The sequence below is a fragment of the Pseudomonas sp. 3296 genome, assembly GCF_031456615.1.
Taxonomy (GTDB): domain Bacteria; phylum Pseudomonadota; class Gammaproteobacteria; order Pseudomonadales; family Pseudomonadaceae; genus Aquipseudomonas; species Aquipseudomonas mucoides.
Genome location: NZ_JAVDUY010000011.1, coordinates 171,752 through 193,008, shown reverse-complemented (window position 1 = coordinate 193,008; position 21,257 = coordinate 171,752). Strand labels below are relative to the sequence as shown.

At 60.7% G+C, this 21,257-nt stretch carries 20 protein-coding genes, 1 tRNA gene and 1 riboswitch; of the genes, 4 read left to right on the top strand and 17 right to left on the bottom strand.

Features of this window, described 5'->3' with window-relative positions; translation table 11 throughout:
* Positions 1–394 (top strand): hypothetical protein (locus tag J2X66_RS28140; RefSeq protein ID WP_310271337.1); only part of this gene is annotated, 394 nt, incomplete at its 5' end.
* A gap of 165 nt (positions 395–559) precedes the next feature.
* Here the strand turns inward: J2X66_RS28140 and J2X66_RS28135 are convergent.
* The 12 genes from J2X66_RS28135 to J2X66_RS28080 form a co-directional block, all read right to left on the bottom strand.
* Positions 560–790: a hypothetical protein gene (locus J2X66_RS28135; protein ID WP_310271345.1), complete on the bottom strand. Its 231-nt coding sequence runs from the start codon at positions 788–790 to the stop codon at positions 560–562.
* 571 nt (positions 791–1,361) lie between these two features.
* Positions 1,362–1,435, bottom strand: a tRNA-Gly gene (locus J2X66_RS28130).
* A 181-nt stretch (positions 1,436–1,616) separates the two neighbouring features.
* Positions 1,617–2,501, bottom strand: coding sequence for an alpha/beta hydrolase (locus J2X66_RS28125; protein ID WP_310271334.1), 885 nt, complete (start codon positions 2,499–2,501; stop codon positions 1,617–1,619).
* 311 nt (positions 2,502–2,812) lie between these two features.
* Complete coding sequence (locus J2X66_RS28120) at positions 2,813–3,505, bottom strand: pseudouridine synthase (RefSeq protein ID WP_310271331.1); 693 nt, start codon at positions 3,503–3,505, stop codon at positions 2,813–2,815.
* Between the two features lie 57 nt (positions 3,506–3,562).
* Entirely contained in the window at positions 3,563–3,757 is a 195-nt protein-coding gene (locus J2X66_RS28115) for a cysteine-rich CWC family protein (RefSeq protein ID WP_310271328.1), read from the bottom strand.
* Positions 3,758–3,996: 239 nt separating this feature from the next.
* Positions 3,997–5,775: an allophanate hydrolase gene (atzF, locus tag J2X66_RS28110; protein ID WP_310271325.1), complete on the bottom strand. Its 1,779-nt coding sequence runs from the start codon at positions 5,773–5,775 to the stop codon at positions 3,997–3,999.
* A 25-nt stretch (positions 5,776–5,800) separates the two neighbouring features.
* Positions 5,801–9,442, bottom strand: a complete 3,642-nt coding sequence (gene uca, locus J2X66_RS28105) for an urea carboxylase (protein ID WP_310271321.1) — start codon at positions 9,440–9,442, stop codon at positions 5,801–5,803.
* Positions 9,443–9,686: 244 nt separating this feature from the next.
* On the bottom strand, positions 9,687–10,328 hold the full coding sequence (locus tag J2X66_RS28100) for an urea amidolyase associated protein UAAP2 (RefSeq protein WP_310271318.1): 642 nt from the start codon (positions 10,326–10,328) through the stop codon (positions 9,687–9,689).
* Between the two features lie 11 nt (positions 10,329–10,339).
* Entirely contained in the window at positions 10,340–11,065 is a 726-nt protein-coding gene (locus tag J2X66_RS28095) for an urea amidolyase associated protein UAAP1 (RefSeq protein WP_310271315.1), read from the bottom strand.
* 12 nt (positions 11,066–11,077) lie between these two features.
* Entirely contained in the window at positions 11,078–11,866 is a 789-nt protein-coding gene (locus tag J2X66_RS28090) for an ABC transporter ATP-binding protein (protein WP_310271313.1), read from the bottom strand.
* Positions 11,863–12,678, bottom strand: coding sequence for an ABC transporter permease (locus tag J2X66_RS28085; protein WP_310271310.1), 816 nt, complete (start codon positions 12,676–12,678; stop codon positions 11,863–11,865). The genes J2X66_RS28090 and J2X66_RS28085 overlap by 4 nt, the downstream gene beginning before the upstream one ends.
* Before the next feature lie 16 nt (positions 12,679–12,694).
* Positions 12,695–13,762 (bottom strand): putative urea ABC transporter substrate-binding protein, encoded by a 1,068-nt coding sequence (locus J2X66_RS28080; RefSeq protein WP_123433845.1) that lies wholly within the window; start codon positions 13,760–13,762, stop codon positions 12,695–12,697.
* A gap of 61 nt (positions 13,763–13,823) precedes the next feature.
* Positions 13,824–13,924: riboswitch (guanidine-I (ykkC/yxkD leader) on the bottom strand.
* Between the two features lie 284 nt (positions 13,925–14,208).
* Between J2X66_RS28080 and J2X66_RS28075 the strand changes: the two genes are divergently transcribed.
* Both J2X66_RS28075 and J2X66_RS28070 read left to right on the top strand, forming a co-directional pair.
* Positions 14,209–14,442: a hypothetical protein gene (locus tag J2X66_RS28075; protein ID WP_310271307.1), complete on the top strand. Its 234-nt coding sequence runs from the start codon at positions 14,209–14,211 to the stop codon at positions 14,440–14,442.
* A gap of 167 nt (positions 14,443–14,609) precedes the next feature.
* On the top strand, positions 14,610–15,053 hold the full coding sequence (locus J2X66_RS28070) for a hypothetical protein (RefSeq protein WP_310271304.1): 444 nt from the start codon (positions 14,610–14,612) through the stop codon (positions 15,051–15,053).
* Between the two features lie 51 nt (positions 15,054–15,104).
* Here the strand turns inward: J2X66_RS28070 and J2X66_RS28065 are convergent, their stop codons facing one another.
* On the bottom strand, positions 15,105–16,217 hold the full coding sequence (locus tag J2X66_RS28065; RefSeq protein ID WP_310271301.1) for an enoyl-CoA hydratase/isomerase family protein: 1,113 nt from the start codon (positions 16,215–16,217) through the stop codon (positions 15,105–15,107).
* 132 nt (positions 16,218–16,349) lie between these two features.
* Here J2X66_RS28065 and ung point away from each other — a divergent pair, with 132 nt between their 5' ends.
* Positions 16,350–17,042: a uracil-DNA glycosylase gene (ung, locus tag J2X66_RS28060; protein WP_310271299.1), complete on the top strand. Its 693-nt coding sequence runs from the start codon at positions 16,350–16,352 to the stop codon at positions 17,040–17,042.
* Between the two features lie 99 nt (positions 17,043–17,141).
* On the opposite strand, the gene J2X66_RS28055 is transcribed toward ung, so the two are convergent.
* From J2X66_RS28055 to J2X66_RS28040, 4 genes are read right to left on the bottom strand one after another with little or no spacing between them, the layout of a single operon-like run.
* Positions 17,142–18,176, bottom strand: a complete 1,035-nt coding sequence (locus tag J2X66_RS28055; RefSeq protein ID WP_310271295.1) for an AbrB family transcriptional regulator — start codon at positions 18,174–18,176, stop codon at positions 17,142–17,144.
* Entirely contained in the window at positions 18,169–19,683 is a 1,515-nt protein-coding gene (locus J2X66_RS28050) for a tripartite tricarboxylate transporter permease (protein WP_027925546.1), read from the bottom strand. The genes J2X66_RS28055 and J2X66_RS28050 overlap by 8 nt, the downstream gene beginning before the upstream one ends.
* A gap of 1 nt (position 19,684) precedes the next feature.
* Positions 19,685–20,143: a tripartite tricarboxylate transporter TctB family protein gene (locus J2X66_RS28045; RefSeq protein ID WP_027925545.1), complete on the bottom strand. Its 459-nt coding sequence runs from the start codon at positions 20,141–20,143 to the stop codon at positions 19,685–19,687.
* Positions 20,144–20,201: 58 nt separating this feature from the next.
* Complete coding sequence (locus J2X66_RS28040; protein WP_027925544.1) at positions 20,202–21,179, bottom strand: tripartite tricarboxylate transporter substrate binding protein; 978 nt, start codon at positions 21,177–21,179, stop codon at positions 20,202–20,204.
* Positions 21,180–21,257: the final 78 nt, after the last annotated feature.

Genomic DNA, 21,257 nt, shown 5'->3' with positions numbered 1-21,257 from the left:
AACTGGATTCGCCCCCATCAATTCAACGGTGGGCTGGCGCCAGCTCGGGCCGAAGAAAAACTTAACGTCGTGTCCGGGATTAGTTGACCACTACACTAGCCCACCAGACAGCAAGCTACCGGTCGAAGCCGCCGAAGAGTTGGTGGCCCCTTTCACGACCATGTTCGAAAGACTATTTATTTGGCAAACCGGCGAATACATCGCTTCACTAACCGTCATAGCGGAACCAGGCTCAGCCTCATACTCAAAAAAATACCGATTTACAGTGTATGAGTCAGATACCGAAGAATTGCGAGGACAAGTTAAGGGGTATCGATATGGGGCAGGGATTGCTTATGATCGGCCAGAGCTCATGGTGACAATTCCACTAACCGAACATACCCATGACAAGTAGATAAAGCTCGCCCGTAGACATTCGAATACAAATTTTTAAGGTGGTTCATGGACATAAGTAAGCTGCGAACAGGAAAACGGGTGAGCGTCCCTCGCGAAAAAGTACCACAGCGACGACCTTGGGAAGAGCCCTATGGATAAAGGTGGGGGGACTGTTAGCCTTCGTTTAATCAGTCTCGCGACGATCTGGTGGGCGTCCGCTCAGCCGAGCTAAGCCTTGTTTGATATGACCTGCGTTTTCGCCAATGGTGTGAAGCGCCCCTCGCACGTTGTCACCCACTTCTATCGCATTTTGTTGTTCTGCCCACAGAGTTAGCTCCATCACTGCCGCTTCCAGGGCCAACTGATTCTGGTAAATCCGCTCCATCACATCTGCCAGTGAATATTCGCTTGTCATGGTTGCCGACTCCTTTCGAAAAAATTCAAGCATAGCAGCGACAGTGCTCGTAATCGTCAGCCGAAACGGTGCCTGGGCGATGTGAAATCGGGGGGCGTGTTTAAAGTGGCTATTTTTCGCCACCCAGGCTGAAACCGAGCGATACATGCTCTGCGGCCCGCGTGGAACGTGGCGTTGAGAGGTGGCGATCAGGAGGTCATGTGGACTATTTAAAAAGATATTCAAACATAAAACCCTTGTAAATCAATAACTTGAAGGGTTTAGGTAAATAGCTTTCCTGATAACACGAGAAATAGCTGGTGTGGCCTGAAAAAGAGGATTGTTGGCAGCTCTGAAAGCCTTGCTCTGTCTGGTTTGTAGAGGAGAGAAGAAAACTAAATAGCTTTAATGGTCACTTTAAACCTCAACCGGAAAATCGATTCTGTCCGGTAAGGGGAGGCTATCTGACAGGCGAGGCTCTCACGGTCCGACCATGCGGCAGGTTCGCTAGCATGGGGGGAGGTGGATTCTTAGAAACTGTCACCAGACGCGATTGGATGTCCGTGGACTGCGCTGGAAGCCTTGAAAATAGTGGAGCGGGTGAAGGGAATCGAACCCTCGTTATCAGCTTGGGAAGCTGGAGTAATGCCATTATACGACACCCGCTCAGAGCGGCTGACTTTGTACCAGATGTGCGCGTGGAAATGAAGTTTTTCTTTGCGCTGGACTGCTTTAGCGCAGAGGCAACACGGCACACACCACAAAACGGTCTATCGCGGGCAAGCCTCGCGTCTACAGGAATGCGTTCAACGACTGTAGGGCGACGCTTGCTCGCGAGGACGCTGTTTCAGATTGCCAGTGCATGGTGATCCTGGACGTAGTGGTAACGCGTTCGGCTGGCGTGTGCTTCAGGTTTCAGGAATCCCAGCAGTGCATTGCGGCTGTCTCGGCAGGCGGCTTTGTGTTCCATGTCGAGAAAGTGGCCGGTGGCTTCCAGGGTCGTGAAGGTGGCGTGTTGCACATGGTTGGCGAACAAGCGCGCGCCATCGGCGGCGGTGTATTCGTCCCATTCGCCATTCATGAACAGAACCGGTACGTTGATTTTCTCCGCCGCCTTCAGGAAGCACTGGCGATCACTGTGCAGCAGGTCGCTGATGTGGAAGTGCATCTGCCCGTATTCATGGTCGGCCAGGCTGCTGACGTGCCGGTAGTTGAAGCGCTTGAACAGAGTCGGCAAGTGTTTGCCGATGGTGCTGTTCACCAGGTTGCCGACCCTGTCGCCGTCGCGGCTGCCGAGGTAGTCGACGCCGCGCTCGAGGTAGTCGAGCATGTGCGCGTTGATCTCCGGGGAGAACGAGCTGATCACGGCTTTTTCGATCCGGCGTGGCTGGTGGGCGAGGGCGACCAGGGTCGCGGCGCCGCCCCAGGAAAACGACAGCACGTGTTCGGCGCCGAAATGGTCGATCAGCTCCAGGAGGATCTGCCCTTCGACTTCCTTGGTCAGCAATTTCTCATGCAGGTTGTGGGCCTTGGACTTGCCCGCATAGGGCTGGTCGTAGCAGACCACGTTGAACTGCGGATGAAGGTTTTTCACGGTTTGTGCAAACGACGCAGTCGTGGCCATCGAGCCGTTGACCAAGATAATGGTCTTCTCTGCGGCGTCTGCGCGATAGAACTCCGTGTAAACCCGATACTGACCCTGTATATCCAGCACAGCGATTTCTGGCCTCATGTCATAAGACTCCTGGCAAGCGGGTATGCGCGCAAATGAGATTGCACGAGCTTTGTGACAGGTAGGCATACGCCTGGAATTTGGAGGCCCATGTCGATCCGTACAGCAGGTCGACGGGTATTATTATTGGCGGGCAGTCTGCCGGTCTGAGGCGGAACCTGAGGGTTCTCTAACCGACAAAAAGTTTCTTAGAAGTATGTTGTGACTCGTCAGTCACATTTCGGCTGACGACCTGATTCAAGCAGGGGCGGCGTCTTCGCGCAAGTGTCATTGGTAAATTGTTCGACAACTTCTGCTGAGCGGTCGCCTGCTTAGATCAATTGAATCTCTTCGGTGCGCAATGCGCGGTACTCGCCCGGTTTTAGCGCGTTATCGAGCGCCAGCGGGCCCATGCGCTCGCGGTGCAGGCGCAGGACCTTGTTGTCGAAATGGCCGAACATGCGCTTCACCTGGTGGTACCGGCCTTCGACAATGCTCAGCCGCGCCGATTTCGGCCCCAGCAGTTCCAGCCCGGCAGGCTGGGTGGTGAGGTCTTCGAAGGCGAAGTACAGCCCTTCAGTGAATTTCAACGCATATTCCGGGCCGATGTCCTGCTCGGTCTCGACGTAGTAGACCTTGGGCAGTTTGGTCTGAGGTTGGGTCAGGCGTCGCGACCAGTTGCCGTCATTGGTGATCAGCATCAGACCGGTGGTGTTGAAGTCGAGGCGGCCGGCGATGTGCAACTCGTCCTTGTCCGGTTCGTGGATCAGGTCGAGGACCGTCGCGTGCTCGGGGTCGCGGGTGGCGCTGACGCAGCCGGGTGGCTTGTGCAGCATGAAGTAGCGCGCAGGTTTGCCGGCTTGCAGGACCTCGTCATCGACTTCGACGCGGCTGAACTCGAGCACCTCGGCGTGCGGGTCGCTGACGATACTGCCGTCGATCCGCACGCGCTTTTCCACCAGCAACAGACGCACCTGCTTACGGTTGAAGCGCGGCAGGTTACTGAGGAAACGGTCAACGCGCATGGCAAGGGTTCGGAGGGAAAAGGGCCGTGTATCTTACGTGATCGGCCGGGCGCTTGCTTACAGCTGCGCCTCGACCTGCGCGCAGCGTGGGCACAGGCAGGATTTGTCGCGCAACTCCGCCGGCAGCGCTTCGAGCACGGCCGGGTCGATGCTGACGCCGTAGCACCAGCAGGCGCGATCAGCGGTTTTCGGATCGGCCAGGGTACAGTCGTTGGACGCGCCACAGGCCGGGCAGAAGTCAGGCTTATTCATGCAGGATTATTCATAGCTGGAGTGAGACTTTTCCACGCAGATGCGGTTACGGCCGGATTGTCTGGCAGTGCGCCAAAGGCAGGCATTCTAACGGCACTGCCGGGAAATAACTGCTGCATTGCGTCGGACACGCACTTTGTAGGAGTGAGCTTGCTCGCGATGGCGGTGTGTCAGTCGACATCTATGTCGGATGTTATGACGCTATCGCGAGCAGGCTCACTCCCACAGAGGGTCGGTGTTTAGGTCAGGGATTGCAGGTAGGCGCGCCATCCACCGAGGTGGCTGATATCCACCGCGCCTTCCAATCCATACGCCTCGCAGATAAACCCGCTCTCCCAACGCCCATCCGCCAGTTGCACTTTGCCCAGCCCCAGCGGCGCCGGAATCCCGGTGAGGAACGAGCCCAACTCGCTGCTCGGCAATTCCCAAACCTCCACTGCAATCGCCACGCCGCCATCCTTCACCCGAACCATCCCCGGACGAAACGGCGGGCCGCCAGCCAAGGCATACAGTTGATAGTCCGGCGAACTGAACGTCGTCTCGACTAACCGCGCCCCACGGCGCTTCAATTGCCAGTTCAGCGCCAAGCCGTCCAGGTGCGCGCCACACACCACCAGCCGCGCCCGATCGTTACGCGCCGCCGTCGTTGGCGCCGCCGCGCCCAGACCTTGCTGGCGCTGGAAAGCATCCGCCACGCTCAGCAAATACTGATCGGTAAACGCCCGGCCAAACAGCGTCACGCCCCACGGCAGGCCATTGCCCATGATGCTGCTAGGCACCGCGACGGCGGCGTAGTCGAGCAGGTTCATGAAGTTGGTGTAGTAACCCAGTTCCGAATTGCGCAGCACCGGTTCGGCTTCCAGTTGCGCCCGTGTCACCGGGCGGCCGATGGTCGGCGTGAGCACGCAGTCGAGCTCTCCCAGCGCCTTGTCGCACAACGCTTTCAACGCTTGCAGCCGATACTGCGCGCGGAAAGTTTGTACGCCGGTCACCGCTGGGGCCTTGGCCAGCACTGCACGAATCACCGGCAACACCGCTTGCGGATTGTGCTCCATCAACTCCCCGGCGACGCTGTAGCGTTCAGCCACCCACGGCCCTTCGTAGAGTAAACGGGCCGCTTCGAGAAACGGCGACATGTCCAGTTCGACGGCTTCACCGCCCAACGCCTTGAGCCGGTCGATCGCCTCCCCGAACAACAGCGGGCCTTCGGCGCAGCCGAAGAATTCCAGGTCCTGCGCGCGCGGCACGCCGAAGCGGAAAGGGCGGGGCGTACCGAACGCTGCGCCGTCATTCCACTGCGGATTGCGGCGGCTGTATTCATCACGCGGGTCGAGGTGGGCGGTGAGCGCGAGCAACTGACTGGCCTCGCGAGCGGTCGCGGTGAAGGTCGTCACGCAATCGAGCGTGCGGCAGGCGGGCACCACACCTGCCGTGGAGATCAAGCCTTTGGTGGCTTTCAATCCCACCAGATTGTTCAACCCCGCCGGCACACGCCCCGATCCCGCCGTGTCGGTGCCCAACGAAAAACTCGCCACGCCGAGCGCTACCGCCAACGAAGACCCGGCGCTGGAGCCGCCCGACGGATACTCCGGCAACACGCTGTTCGGGCATGCCCCATACGGCGAGCGACTGCCGTTGAGGCCAGTGGCGAATTGATCAAGGTTGGTTTTGCCCAACGGGATCGCCCCCAGCGCCAGCAACTGCTCGACGATAGTCGCCGATTGCTCCGGCACATAGGCAAAGTCGGGGCACGCCGCTGTCGTGGGAATACCGGCCAGGTCGATGTTGTCCTTGATCGCGAACGGCACGCCGTACAGCGGCAGGCTGTCGATGTCGCGGCCGTCGAGGGCGGCGAGGTACGGTTCCAGTTCTTCGACACTGAGCAAGTGGATGAACAGGTGATAGTCCGGGTTCAGCGCGGCGGCTTTGTCGCGAAGACTCGACAGCAATTGACGGGGCGTAATGTTGCCGAGGCGATAAGCGCCGCGCAGGGCGTCGAGTTGCAGATTGATGGTCATGGCGTTAATCCTTTTCGAAATGGGTTCAGTCGAGTTCCAGCACCACGACGCGCTGTCCGGCGCGCACGGCGGAACCGGGCTGCACACGAATCTCACGCACCACGCCAGCCGTCGGCGCGAGCAGCGCAATTTCCATCTTCATCGACTCCAGAATCACCAGCACATCGCCGGCTTCCACGCGGCTGCCGGTCTCCACCTGAACCTGCCAGAGGTTGCCGGCGATGTGGCTGTCGACGCTCATTTCACCGTTGGCGAGTGTGGCCTCTTCGGTCGCCTCCGGGACCAATTCTTCGCTGTCGAAATGCGCCTGACCACTGGCGATCCAGCGTTCGCGTTCCGCGTTGAAAGCGCCTTGCTGCTGATCGCGAAATGCAGCGATGGTCTTGGCTTCTTTGGCCAGGAATGCCTGATAGTCCGCAAGGTTCAACTGGCTGTGTTCGATGTTCAGCTCGAAACGCCCGAGCGGGAAATCCTTGCGGATGCGCAGCAGTTCATCGGCGCTCACCGGGTAGAAACGGATCTGGTCGAAAAAGCGCAACAGCCACGGTTTGCCATCGAACGCGGCGACCTCGCGGTAGCGGTTCCACATCTGCAAGGTGCGCCCGACAAACTGATAACCGCCAGGGCCTTCCATGCCGTAGACGCACATGTAGGCGCCACCGATGCCCACCGAGTTTTCGGCTGTCCAGGTGCGGGCCGGGTTGTATTTGGTGGTCACCAGGCGATGGCGCGGGTCGAGCGGGGTGGCGACTGGTGCGCCGAGGTAGACGTCGCCCAGGCCCATCACCAGGTAGCTGGCGTCGAACACCGTGCGCTGTACTTCGTCGAGGTTGGGCAGGTCGTTGATGCGACGGATGAACTCCAGATTGCTCGGGCACCACGGTGCGTCCTTGCGCACGGTGGTCATGTATTTTTCGATGGCGAGCTGGCAGGCCGGGTCGTCCCAGGACAGCGGCAAGTGCACGATGCGCGAGGGCACTTGCAGGTCCTTGGCGGCGCACACGGCGTCCCATTCACCGGCGACGATGCCGAGCAGGTCGGCCAGCGGCAGTTGTTCCGGTTGGTAGTGCACTTGCAGCGAACGAATGCCGGGGGTGAGGTCGATCACGCCGTGCAGGTGTTTGCTTTCCAGGGCCTGCATGAGGGCGTGGGCGCGAAAGCGCAGGACCAGGTCAAGCTCCGGCGCGCCGATTTCGAGCAGCAGGTGAGTGTCCCCGGACAACCTGGCCACCAACCGCGTATCTTCCTGACCGATATCCAACACAACAGGCGACACAACCCCCTGTGGGAGCGAGCCTGCTCGCGAAAGCGGTGAGTCAGTCACATCAATGTTGGCTGTACTGCTGCCATCGCGAGCAGGCTCACTCCTACAAGGGGAGTTCCATTTCAAGGCGAGGGTGCGGGCGGTCTGGATATCGACGGGGATGAATTGCACTTTGTCCCCGGCCTTCAATTGACCCAGCTGCCAAAGGTCCGCCTCGATCACCGTCACCGGGCACACAAAACCGCCGAGACTCGGGCCGTCCGGACCGAGGATCACCGGCATATCCCCGGTGAAATCCACCGCCCCGATGGCATACGGATTGTCATGAATGTTCGACGGATGCAGCCCCGCTTCACCGCCGTCGGCCCGCACCCATTCCGGCTTCGGCCCGATCAGGCGCACGCCGGTCCGGCTGGAGTTGAAGTGCACTTCCCACTGGGTCGCGAAGAACGTGCCGATATAGTTTTCAGTGAAGTATTCGGGCGCGCCATGTGGGCCGTAGATCACGCGAATTTTCCGCACCGAAGGCAACTCGGCGATGTCAGGCAGTTGCGCACCGACGCTACGGTCGTCCAACGCTGGCACATGCAACACATCCCCCGCCCGCAACGCACGACCGCCATGCCCGCCAAACTGACCGAGGGTGAAGGTGCTTTTGCTCCCCAGATAATCCGGCACCTGCAAGCCGCCGCGCACGCACAGATAGCTGCGCGCGCCCGCACCGGCCATCGTGCCGAAGCCCAACGTGGCGCCGGCCGGAATCAACAGCGTCGTATTCATCGCGACGGATTCACCGTTCAGCGTCAGCGGAATCACCGCGCCAGTCACCGCCACCACCGCATCACAGTTGAAGCGCAGCAACGGTCCGCTCATGGTGATTTCCAGCGCGGCGGCACCTTCTTCGTTGCCCAGCAAAAGATTGCCCAGACGCAACGCACGACTGTCCATCGGACCCGACGGTGGCACACCCACCGCCCAATAGCCGAGGCGCCCCGGATAGTCCTGAACGCTGGTTTGCGTGCCGGCGCTGAGCACTTCAAAGGTGTTGGCCTGATACACCAGGCCTTCCAGGCAACGCGTCCACGGCTGGCCGCTGGCGAAAGGCACATCCAGCAAAATCTGCCGCAGATAATCGCGGTTGGTTTCCACGCCATAGAGCAGGCTGTCGCCCAACGCCTGATGCAGATCGGCGCGTGCTTCTTCGCGGGTCGGTGCCCAACTGATCACCTTGGCGATCATCGGGTCGAAGTACGGCGGGATCTCGCAACCGGCCTCGACCCAGGTGTCGATGCGCAGCTGGATGCCGTTGGCGACCGGGAAATTTACGGCTGTGAGCAAGCCCGGGCTTGGTTGGAAATCACGCCCAGGATCTTCGGCATACAGCCGCGCCTGAATCGCGTGCCCCTCGGCTTTCAACCCTTGGCTCAACTCACGCAGCGGCGGCAAATCACCCGCCGCTAGTTCAACCATCCAGCGCACCAGATCGACGCCCCAGACTTGTTCGGTAACGCCGTGTTCGACCTGCAAGCGGGTGTTCACTTCCAGGAAGTAGAAGCGTTGGTCTTCACTGTCGAAGACAAATTCCACGGTGCCAGCGCTGCGGTAGTTCACGGCTTTGGCCAGTTTGATGGCCGCTGCGCACAGGTCGTCGGACATGCCTTCGGGCAAGTTCGGTGCAGGGGTTTCTTCGAGGACTTTCTGGTTGCGCCGTTGTACCGAGCAGTCGCGCACGCCGAGGGCAATCACCTCGCCGCGACCATCGCCGAACACCTGAACTTCCAGATGCCGCGCGCGCTGGATGTACTTCTCGATGAACACGCCTGCATCGCTGAAATTGTTCTGGCCGAGACGTTTCACCGCTTCGAAGGATTCTCTCAGCTCAGCAGCGCTGCGGCACACGCGCATGCCGATACCGCCACCGCCGGCGGTGCTCTTGAGCATCACCGGGTAGCCGACCTGTTCGCCGGCGATCAGTGCAGCGTCGAGGCTGTCGAGCAGTTCGGTGCCTTCGAGCATTGGCACGCCGTGTTGCTTGGCCAGGGCGCGGGCGGTGTGCTTGAGGCCGAACACGCGCAGCTGTTCGGGAGTAGGGCCGATGAAGGCGATGTTCGCGGCTTCGCAGGCTTCGGCGAACGCGGCGTTTTCCGAAAGAAAACCGTAGCCGGGATGAATCGCCGTGGCGCCGGTGGCTTTGGCGATGGCGAGGATTTTGTCGACTGCCAGATAGGTGCCGGCGGCCGCGCCTTCACCGAGGCTATGGGCTTCATTGGCTTGCAGGATGTGCAGGCTGGCGGCATCGGCTTCGGAGTACACGGCGACGCCTTTGACCTGCAACTCACGCAGGGTGCGCAGGATGCGGCAGGCAATGGCGCCACGATTGGCAATCAGGACTTTTTCGAACATGGCATAACCCCCGGAGGCGATTGCGCATCAGCCTCGACCTGGGATGCGGGCCGTCCCGCAGTTTTTCTTGATGCATCCGGGCCGTCCCGGATGAAAAATCACTTCACTTCAAAACACCGCCGAACCCCTGTGGGAGCGAGCCGGCTCGCTCCCACACTGGATTCAGGGTGGATTCACTGCTTCAGGCACTGACCGGAGCGGGCCTGGCACAGGGTGAACAACCATCTGCGCAACCGCGCGATTTTCAGTTCCATACCAGTAACTCCGCAGGTGTCGGGTTGTAGGCGTTGCATGGGTTATTCAATTGCGGGCAGTTGGATATCAGTACGATCACGTCCATCTCGGCCCGCAGATCGACGTATTTGCCCGGTGCCGAAATGCCGTCTGCAAAGGTCAAGCCGCCGTCCGCCGTGACCGGCACGTTCATGAAGAAGTTGATGTTCGGCCCGATGTCGCCCTTGCCCAGTCGCCCGTCGTGGACGCAGGCGCGCAAGTAGTTGTCGCGGCAGCTGTGCATGTAGCGTTTTTCCAGGGCGTAGCGCACGGTGTTGCTCTCTTGCGCGCAGGCGCCGCCGAGGGTGTCGTGACGGCCGCAGGTGTCGGCGACGATGGTCAGCATCGGTTTGCCGAGGTTGGAATACAGGACGCTGCCGGTACTCAGGTACACGCTGTTTTGCCGGCGCAAGGTGCGCTGCACGTCGTAGCGTTCTTTTGGATTGGCCACGCTGTAGAACAAGGTGTCGACGGCTTGATTGCCTTCCAGGTCGAGGATGCGCAAGGTCTGGCCGGCCTTGACCTCCATCAGCCACGGTTCGCCGGCGGGGATGGTTGCACGATAGATCGCGGCGTCAGGTTGTTTGTGAACAGTAGCGATTGCGAGTGACATGGCAGCGATCCTCAGGCGAACAAACGGTCGGTGTTGATGAAGCCGCGCTCGTTTTCCGGACGCGACGTGCGGCAGTGTTCGGCGACGCTGGCGTCGGCGTTCATCCAGCTGAGCTTCAGCGGTTTCGGTGCGTATTCAGGCGACGGGTCCATTGGGTGTTGCAGCGCGGTGAGCACCACCAGTGTGTCCATCGGTGCGTACAACTCGATGTAATCGCCCGCCCGGGAATTGCCTTCGACGAAGTGGAAGCGCCCGGCTTCGTCGACGTCGACGCGGCTGAACAAGTTGAGGGTCATCAGCAAGTCCGACAGGCCCAACCCCCACTTGCCGAGCTCGACCAGCAGGTTGTCGGTGCCGTTGCGGAAGAAGCCGTTGCGCAGTTCCTGATAGCGGCCGGTGCCGTATTTTTCCGCGACTTCTTCAGCGCAGAGCACACCGCCGAGGCTGTCGCTCCAGCCGCAGGTGTCGGCGGTGATCGCGGCCAGTACGCGGCCCATGTCCGAATACAGGCAATGGCCACTGGTGAGCTTGGCGGTGTGTTGGCATTTGAGGCTGTCGGGCAGGTTCAGGCGTTCGGTTTTTTCATTGGCGTTGAGCAGCGTCAGGCTGACGTTGGCACCGCCGCGCAGGTCGGTCAGGCGCAGCAGTTGGCCGCGCTTCAACACGAACGAGCGATGACCGCCGCCGGGGAGCATTTCTTCGGCGAAGGGTGTGAACAGTTGGGTCGAATCAGTCATGTGCAGAATCCTCTAAGCGATACGAAGCGTGCCTGCCATGGGCATCGGCAGGGCGTCGACGGCGGCACGGGTGGTGCGGCGGTCGCTGTTCAAAGGGATGTCGTAGGTGATGCGCGCGCCATAGGCACCGGGGGCGTGCGGGTCGATGCGAACCTTGTCGAACACCAGCAGACGCGTGCCGAGGCTGAAGCCTTCAGACAGGTCGTGAGTGACCATGAACACCGTCAGTTGGGTCTCGCGCCACAGCTCCAGCAGCAAGGCGTGCATGTCCTTGCGGATACCCGGATCGAGCGCGCCGAAGGGTTCGTCGAGCAGCAGCACGCGAGGTTTCATGATCAGCGCCTGGGCGATGGCCAGCCTTTGCTGCATGCCGCCGGAGAGTTGCGCAGGGTATTTGTCCAGCGAGTGGCCGAGGCCGACTTTGTGCAGCAACACCGAAGCTTGCTCTCGTGCATCACGCTTGGCGCTGCCGAACAGGCGTCCGAGCAAAGGCGATCGCGGCAATTCGAGGCCGAGGGTGACGTTGTCCAGCACGGTTAAATGCGGGAACACCGAGTAGCGCTGAAACACCACGCCACGGCTTGAATCCGGTTCGCCGGCCAGGGCCTGACCGTCGAGCAGAATCTCTCCGCGACTGGCGCGTTCCTGGCCAAGCAGCAAGCGCAGGAAGGTCGATTTGCCGCAACCGGAGGCGCCGACGAGGGTGCAAAACTCACCCTCGTTGACGTTCAGGTTCAGGCCTTCGAGCACCACCTGATCGCCGTATTGCTGCCAGACGTTTTTTACCGTGATAAAGCTCATGCGCGTGCTCCTTCATACCAAGGGAAAGCACGTTGGGTCAGGCGCTTCAGGCCCCAGTCCATCAGCCAGGCGAGGAGGGTGATCCACACCACGTACGGCAGGATCACGTCCATCGCCAGGTAGCGGCGCACCAGGAAGATCCGGTAGCCGAGGCCGTCGGTCGAGGCGATGGCTTCGGCGGCAATCAGGAACAACCACGCCGAGCCGAGCATCAGTCGCAACGAGATCAGCAGACGCGGCAACAGTTGCGGCAGCACCACGCGCAGCATCAGGGTCCAGGTCGAGGCGCCGAGGGTCTGGGCCTTGATCAGCAACTCGACCGGTATTTCCCGGGCGCGCTGTTCCAGATCACGGGCCAGGGCCGGGGTGATGCCGATCACGATCAGCATCACTTTTGACAACTCCCCAAGGCCGAACACGATGAACAGAATCGGCAGGATCGCCAGCGGCGGCACCATCGACAGCACCGTCAGCAGTGGCGACAACGGCGTGCCGAACAGCGGCAACGTCCCGGCCGCCATGCCCAGGCACAGCCCGGCCAATGCGCTGATACCGAGGCCGATGGCCAAGCGGCGCAGGCTTGAGGCGCTGTCCTGCCAGAGCAGGTATTCGCCGGTACGGGAGTCGGCGACGAAGGCCAAGCGCTTTACCGCGTCAGTCATCTGCACAGCACTCGGCAGCAGCTTATCGTTGGGGTTGTCCATCAGCCGCTCGGCCGAGCCCATGAAGTAGGCGAACAGCACCAGGGCGAACGGCAGGATCACCAACAGCAGGCGACTCGGGCGATCCGGGTGGCGATTGATCAGGCGCATGGCCAGCTCCTCGTGATTACAGCTTGGCGTCAGCAGCCATCTGCACGTAAGTCGGGTCGAAGCGCAGCTTGAGGTTGGACTTGTCGCCGCTGGTCACGCCATTGGCGAACGCCATGCCGACCGCGCTGGTGTCCTTGGCGCCTTCGCCGAGCAAGCCGTGCTGGAACGAAAACTCAGCGACTTTGCGCATGGTTTCCGGCAGTTGCTTGCTGGTGGAGAAGTCCAGGGCTTCTTTGGGCGTGGCGAACAATTTGGTGGTGTCGAGTTGCGCCTGGAAACCCGGCAGATCGGTGCCGGACGCCTTGGCCATGTGTTCAAGCGCGGCTTTGCTGGCGGCGTTTTTCGCGTTCATCAACTCGACTACTTCGAACCAGGCACCGGTCAGTGCTTTGCCCAGGGCCGGGTTGTCTTTTAGGGTGGCGCTGTTGACCACCATCATGTCCATGATCTCGCCGGGGATCTGGCTGGAGTTGAACACTTCAGTCACGTCAGGCTTGGCCTTGATGTCCGAGAGCATCGGGTTCCAAGTGGTGACGGCGTTGACTTGTTCGGTGTTGAAGGCGGCCGAGATGTCGGCGTCTGAGGTGTTGACCACTTTCAGGTCTTTCTCGGTGAGGTCGACTGAATCCAGCGCGCGGGCCAGCAGGTAGTGGGAAACCGAGAGCTCGACCAGGTTGACGTCCATGCCCTTGAGGTCGGTGATTTTCTTGCCGTCACCCTTGAGCACAATACCGTCGTTGCCGTTGGAGAAGTCGCTGACGATCAGCGCGGTGCTGTCGACGCCGCCAGCGGCCGGAATGGTCAGCGCGTCCATGTTGGTCATGGTGCAACCGTCGAACTGCCCAGCGGTGTATTGATTGATCGATTCGACGTAATCGTTGAGCTGCACCACATCAATCTTGATGCCGTACTTCTTCGCCCATTTGTCGACGATGCCTTGGCTGCCGGCGTATTCCCATGGCATCCAGCCGGCGTAAATCGTCCAGCAAACGCTGAAGTGGTCTTTCTGGGCGGCCTGGGACGAGAAACTCACGAAGGCTGCGAACGCAGCGGCGAGCAGGGCGGGTAAACGAAGCTGGGACATGGTGGTTCTCCAGTTGATCAGGGGCGGGCAGGAGTCAACGCGGCACCGCGAACGGTGGCTTGTCTCCCGGGCTTTTGTCCCGCCGTGTAACCTCAACTGGAGGTCGCCAACTCTCGGACCAGCCACTCGCACAAGCGAGCCGGAACCCTAGTCAGCCATTGCAAATTGTGGTGCCGCGAACCTGTGATGAACTCCTGCACCCTGTTGCTAAAGCGAGAGGCGTGCCAAGTCGGCGTGAGCGCTCTAGCGCGGGGGATGACGCGGGGGGCTTGCGCGGGAAGGGGAGGAAGGTTGCCTTGTGATGGTGCGGGGCTGCACCGCAATGGGACAGGCGGGCCGCTGATCTGAAGGTGTTTGTGGTGCCGCACTCGTCGCTGGTTTTCAAGTCAAACGCTATGTCAGCCGACCGTTGCCGGCTGCTGTCCCGGGTCTTTTCGGAGGCCGTCATGCTGCGTCGAATGGTGTTCTGTGTGTTGATCGGTGTGGGGTTGTCTGGCTGCTATTACTACGGCGGCTACGAGGATGTGTACACCGCACCTTATTACTACCCCGGTTATTACTCGCCCTATTACTACGGTGGCTATTACAGCCCTCGGTATTACGGGGGTTATCGCTACCGCTATTACGGTGGTCACGGACCGCGTTATTACGGCGGTGGATATCACCGCTGGCACCATTAATCAGCGTGTGAATAGATGAAAAACCTTTCATCGGGCAGATGTTTCAATGTGTTTCAAGAACGCACCAGATTTCGAAATCGATGTCTGATCTTTCGACAGTCACCGAATAATGGACTGTCGCTCGCCAGCGTCGCTGGTGTGGCTCACTCGCGGTCCAGGAGGCCGCCATGAACTGTCGAAAACAGCTCAGCCGAATTCTTCTGATTGCTCTGTCCGGTTTGTCCCTGGGTGCGTGCGTGCCCTATTCCGATGGAGGAGACAGCTACTACGGTTCCGAGGTCTATACCTCGCCAGCGCCCACCTATTACGCCGGTGGCAGTTCCTACTATTCCGGTGGCGAGGGTTATTACTCCCCACCGCCCCGGTACTACTCACCACCCGCGCGGTATTACCAGCCAACGCCGCGCTATTACTATCAGCCAAGGGTGTATCAACCGGCCCCGCGTTATTACCAGTCCCGAGGCGATTACCGGGCCCATCAGAACCAAGGGTGGGACGGGCATAACCGAGGCGGCTGGAATAATGACTACCGGGGGGGTGGCGGACGCAACAACAACCACGGTGGACGCGGTGACCACAATGGTCATGGCGATCACGATGGTCGCCGTTAATCTGAATTAAATACAAAAAATGTGGGAGCAAGTTTGCTCCCACATTTTTGTTCAGTATTCCGACAAATCCGCCAATGGATGCCGGCCTTCCCAAGCCTTCTGGAAGTGCGCCGCCACCACCGCCTCCGGCACATTGTTGATATCCGGCCAATGCCAATGCGGTTTCTGGTCCTTATCAATCAACCGCGCCCGCACACCCTCGCTGAACTCCGGATGACGGCAGCAGTTGAGGCTCAGGGTGTATTCCATCTGGAAAACCTGAGCCAGCGACATATGCCGGGCCCGCACGATTTGTTCCCAGACCAGATGCGCGGTCAGCGGCGAGCCTTCGCTCATGGTCTTTGCGGCGCGGCTGAGTAGCGGATCAGCGCTGTCGCGTTGCAGGTTGATGGCTTTCCAGGCGCAATTTACATCACTGACATCCATCAGTTCATCGATGTGCTGGCGCCGTGGCAGCCACTGGGCTTCGGGCATTTGCGCAACCGCTTCCTGCTGCAAGGCCTTGAGCAAACTGTTGAGTTGCATCGGCGTTTGTTCCTGCCAGTTCAGCTGAAGCAACCCTTGGATCAGTTCCTCTTGCTGTTCATCCAGCAGGAAGCGGTCGGCCAGGTCCAGGTCGATGGCATCGCGTCCGTTCATATGGGCGCCGGTCAGGCCCAGAAACAGGCCGAGTTTGCCGGGCAGTCGCGAGAGAAACCAACTGGCGCCAACGTCCGGGTACAGGCCAATGCTGATCTCGGGCATCGCCAACCGACTGCTCGGCGTGACAATCCGGATCCTCGCGCCTTGCAACAACCCCATTCCGCCACCGAGCACATAACCATGGCCCCAGCAGATCAACGGTTTCGGGTAGGTGTGCAGTTTGAAGTCCAGGCGATATTCCGCCGCAAAGAAGTGCGCGGCCAGCGGCGGCACCTCCCCGGGATGCGCGCGACAGGCTTCCACCAGGCTGCGCACTTCGCCGCCGGCGCAGAAGGCCTTGGCGCCGTTGCCGCGCAGTAACACGCAGACTATTTGCGGCTCCTTGGCCCAGGCGTCCATTTGATCGCTCAGGGCGTTGATCATCGGCAAGGACAGGGCATTAAGGGACTTTTCGGCATCGAGGCTGGCGATGCCGATGCGCGCGCCGTCGGTGCCGGTGAGTTCTTCGAAGTGCAGATTCATCGTGACCTCGATCGGGAATTTGAGCGTTCAGTATGATCGCTGTTGAGGAAAGTGCCGGATGTGCGTTAGATCAATTGACAAGCGTGATGGGCTTTCCTAGGGTTCGCCCCATTGTTTTTGCCGGATGTAACCATGACTGCTGACGACCGTATCAAACTCGAACCGAGCTGGAAGGAGGCACTGCGTGCCGAATTCGACCAGCCCTATATGGCGCAGTTGCGCGAATTCCTGCAGCAAGAGCGTGCGGCGGGCAAGGAGATCTATCCACCGGGCCCGATGATCTTCAACGCGCTCAACTCCACGCCGCTGGACAAGGTCAAGGTCGTCATCCTCGGTCAGGATCCCTACCACGGCCCGGGCCAGGCCCATGGCTTGTGCTTCTCGGTGCAGCCGGGGATTCCGGCGCCGCCGTCGCTGGTGAACATCTATAAAGAGTTGAAGCGCGACTTGAACATCGACATTCCCAACCATGGCTATTTGCAGAGCTGGGCCGACCAGGGCGTGCTGATGCTTAACACCACCATGACGGTCGAGCGCGCCAATGCCAATGCGCACAAGGACAAGGGCTGGCAGTTTTTCACCGACCGGATCATCGAGGTGGTCAGCGAGCAGCAGCCGCATCTGGTGTTCATGCTGTGGGGCGCGCATGCCCAGAGCAAGCAGAAGCTGATCGACGCGACCAAGCACCTGGTGCTGACGTCGGTGCATCCGTCGCCGTTGTCCGCGTATCGCGGATTCCTGGGATGTGGGCACTTCAGCCGGACCAACAAGTTTCTTGAGCAGAATGGCGAGACGCCGATTGAGTGGCGGTTGCCGCCGGTTTGATGGGTTGACTGGAAGGGCCCCATCGCGAGCAGGCTCACTCCTGCATTGGAATGCGTTCACTGCAGGAGTGGGCCTGCTCGCGATGAAGTCGACTCGGTCTTACTCGGGATTACGGTTCCAATACTTGAACAACGGCTCCGCCAGAAACAGCACAAACAACAACCGCATCACCTGCATCGCCGTCACCAGCGGCACCGACAATTGCAGCGTCTCTGCCGTCAGGCTCATCTCCGCAATCCCGCCGGGCATCATGCCCAGGGTCAGCGAGCGCAGATCCAGATGGGTCAACGCACTCAACCCCAGCGCCGCCGCCGTGGCGATCAACATGGTCAACGCCGTGCCGATCAAGGTCCGGCCCATGAACGAAGGCGCACGCCGGAAAAACTGTCGGTTGAAGTGACAGCCCAGGCCGCTGCCGATCAGCCATTGGCCGATCTGACTGCCGCCGTGGGGCAAACCGATGTGCAAATCCCAACCGATGCTCACCGCTGCACTCACCAGCAACGGCCCGAACAGCCACGGATTGGGTTGACGAAGACGCTCCCAGAGCCACGCCGCCAAGGCGCCCGCCGGGAACAAAAGGGCCAGCCACCACCAACTGACGGCTGTCGGATGAGCAACCGGCGCACCGTCACCCAACAAATACTTGAACGCCGCCGGCACACACAGCACCACCACCAGCACCCGCAGACTTTGCCCCGCCGCCACGCGGCTGAGTACCGCGCCATTGCGTGCGCCGAGGTTGACCATCTCCCCGGAGCCGCCAGGCATGCTGGAAAAGAAGGCCGTAGCGCGATCCTCGCCGGTACGGCGCATCAACCAGACGCCAACCACGGCCGACAGGCTGGTGACCAGCGCACCGAAGAAGATCAAACCGAAATGACTCAGCACCTGCTCCATCACCACCGGAGTGAAGTGCAAACCGATGCCGATCCCTACAATCCACTGGCCGCACTTGCGGCCGCCAGGGATTTCCGCCAATTGCCACGGCGTCAGGCAGCGCACGAGGATGATCGCCAGCAACGAGCCGACCATCCACGGCAGCGGCCAGCCGACCTGACTGGCAAGGAAGCCGCCCAGCGCGCCGACCAGCGGCGTACCCCACCAGGCGTTGAACGGTGTTCGATCAGACATCGGCGATCGTGCGTTGGGCAGCCGAACGTTTACGCCAGATGCGCACGATCGGCATCAACAGCATGATCGCGGTCAGTACCCAGACACCGAACGTGATCGGGCTTGACCAGAGGATTTCCAGCGCACCGTTGGAGATCGACAGCGCCCGACGCAGGTTTTGCTCCATCAAGCCGCCGAGGATGAAACCCAGCAGGACGGGCGACAGCGGGAAGTCCAGCTTGCGCAGGAGGTAGCCGAAGATGCCGATGCCGATCATCAGGAACAGGTCGAACGTGGTGGCGTGTACCGCGTAGACGCCGATCCCGGTGATGATCGCGATCACCGGCACCAGTGCCCAGTTCGGCACGGCGAGGATGCGGGTGAAGATGCGGATCATCGGGATGTTGAGGATCACCAGCATGATGTTGGCGACGAACAACGAAGCGATCAGGCCCCAGACGATGTCGGGTTGCTGTTGGAACAGCAGGGGCCCCGGTGTGATGTTGTACAGCGACAGGGCGCCGATCATCACCGCCGTGGTGCCCGAACCCGGAACACCGAGGGTCAGCATCGGCACGAGGGCGCCACACGCTGCGCCGCCGATGGCGGTTTCCGGTGCTGCCAGGCCGCGCATGTCGCCTTGGCCGAAGGTGCCTTTGGCGCCGGCGATACGTTTTTCGGTCATGTAGGCCACGGCGCTGGCGAGGGTCGCTCCGGCGCCCGGCAACACGCCCATGATGAAGCCCAGCACACCGCAACGAATGTTCACCACGAATACCGCCGAGGCTTCCTTGAAGTTGAACATCATGCGGCCGGTGGCTTTCACCGCCTCCTGACCGTGATGGGTTTTTTCCAGCAGCAGAAGAATTTCACTGATGGAGAACAGCCCCAGCACCAGCACGACGAATTGAATGCCGTCGGTCAGGTGGATGTTGTCCCCGGTGAAGCGGTATACACCGCTGTTGGCATCGATACCGACGGTCGACAAAAACAGGCCGATCAACGCGGCAATAAACGTCTTCAGCGGTCGGTCACCGGCCATGCCGCCCAGGCAGACAATGGCGAACACCATCAGCACGAAATATTCCGCCGGGCCAAAGGCAATCGCCCATTTCGCCAGCAGCGGGGCGAACAGCACCATGCCGCAGGTGGCGATGAACGCACCGATGAACGAACTCCAGGCCGACAACGACAGCGCGACACCGGCCAGGCCTTTGCGGGCCATCGGGTAACCGTCGAGGGTGGTCATGACGGTGGACGCTTCACCGGGAATGTTCAGCAGGATCGAGCTGATTCGCCCGCCGTATTCGCACCCCAGGTAAACCGCCGCCAGCAGGATCAATGCCGATTCCGGCGGCAGGCCCAGAGCAAACGCGATCGGAATCAACAGCGCCACGCCGTTGATCGGGCCCAGACCCGGCAACAGGCCGACCACGGTGCCGATCAGGGTGCCGCACAAAGCGGTCACCAGGTTGTACGGGCTCAGCGCGACGCCGAAACCCTGACCCAAATAGCCAAGCGTATCCATATCAGTTCTCCAGAACGTCGAGCACGCCCAAGGGCAGCGGGACATCCATCAACTTGTCGAACAGCAGGTAAAGGCCGACGGCCATTAGCGTGATGATCACAATGCTGGGCACCCAGCGACCGCCGTACAGGCGCGCCATCGGAATGCCGATCAGGATGCTGGCGACGATGAAACCAAGGGGTTCGAAGGTGCCGGCAAACACCAGCAACAGCGCCACGCAAATGCCGATTTTGTTCAGGGTCTCGCGGTCCATCGGGGGTTCGTCAGCGTCGTGCTTGATCGGTGCGGGACGAAATACCATGTACAGCAGCGCAAGGCCCATCAGCCCGAGCATCAGCAGCGGAAAGGCTCGCGGCCCCACTGGTTCGTAGGAAAAAGCCGCTTGATACGGCCACGCCATCAGCGCCAGGCCAACGCAGGCCAGCAACAGCACCGAAGCAAAAATGCGTTGTAAGAGCATGGGAAACTCCTGTGCCGCAGCCCCGCGAAACGGGGCCGCAGCCGCTAGACAGAGGCGATCACTGGATCAGGCCGAACTCTTTGGCCAGCACTTTGTAGTCCGCAACCTGCTTCTTCACGTAGGTGTCCAGCTCCGGGCCGGTCATGGCGAACGGGAACAGTTCACGCTGATCGCGCAGCTTGGCGAAGTCTTCGGACGCCAGCAGCTTGTCGAAAGCGTCTTTCCACCAGGCGTAGTCTTCGTCGCTGACCTTTGGCCCGAGGTAGAAGCCGCGAACCACCGGCCAGACGATGTCGTAGCCTTGCTCTTTGGCGGTCGGGATGTCTTTCATTTCCGGCTCGTCCAGGCGCTTCTCGGCGAACACGGCCAGCAAGCGCATGTCGCCGCTCAGGATGTGTGGCATGGAGTCGGAGATGTCGGTGCTGCCGACCTGAATGTGGCCGCCGAGCAGGGCGGTGGCGATTTCACCGCCGCCTTCGAGGGCGACGTAACGCAGGTCACGCGGGTTGATCCCGGCGGCCTTGGCGATCAATGCGGTTTGCATCCAGTCCTGGCTGCCGACGGTGCCGCCGGAACCGATCACCACTTTGCTCGGGTCTTCTTTCAGTGCCTTGACCAGATCGTCGAGGGTTTTGTAAGGCGAGTCGCTTTTCACCGCGATGGCGCCATAACTGGTACCGACGGCGGCCAGCCAACGCACGTTGGTTTCATCGAAACGCCCGAACTTGCCTTGGGCCAGGTTCAGCAAAGAGCCGCTGGACCACGCCACCAGCGTGCCGGCATCGGCAGGGCGCTGAGCGACCACCGCGTTGTAGGCCACAGCGCCGACACCGCCGGGCATGTAGGTCACGCGCATCGGTTTGGTCAGCAGTTTTTCGTTGACCAGCGCGCTCTGCGCCAGTTTGCAGGTGAGGTCGAAACCGCCGCCCGGGGAGGCCGGGGCGATGCATTCCGGACGTTTGGGTTCGGCCATCAATTGGCCGGCGAACAGCATGCAGCTGGCGGCGAGGGCGAAACGGCGCAGTGATCGATTCATTATTGTCTCCACGGGAGTTTTTGTTTTTGGGGATGTTTCAGGTGCGGCAGTTTCGCGTCGTGCAGCCGACAACGGCGC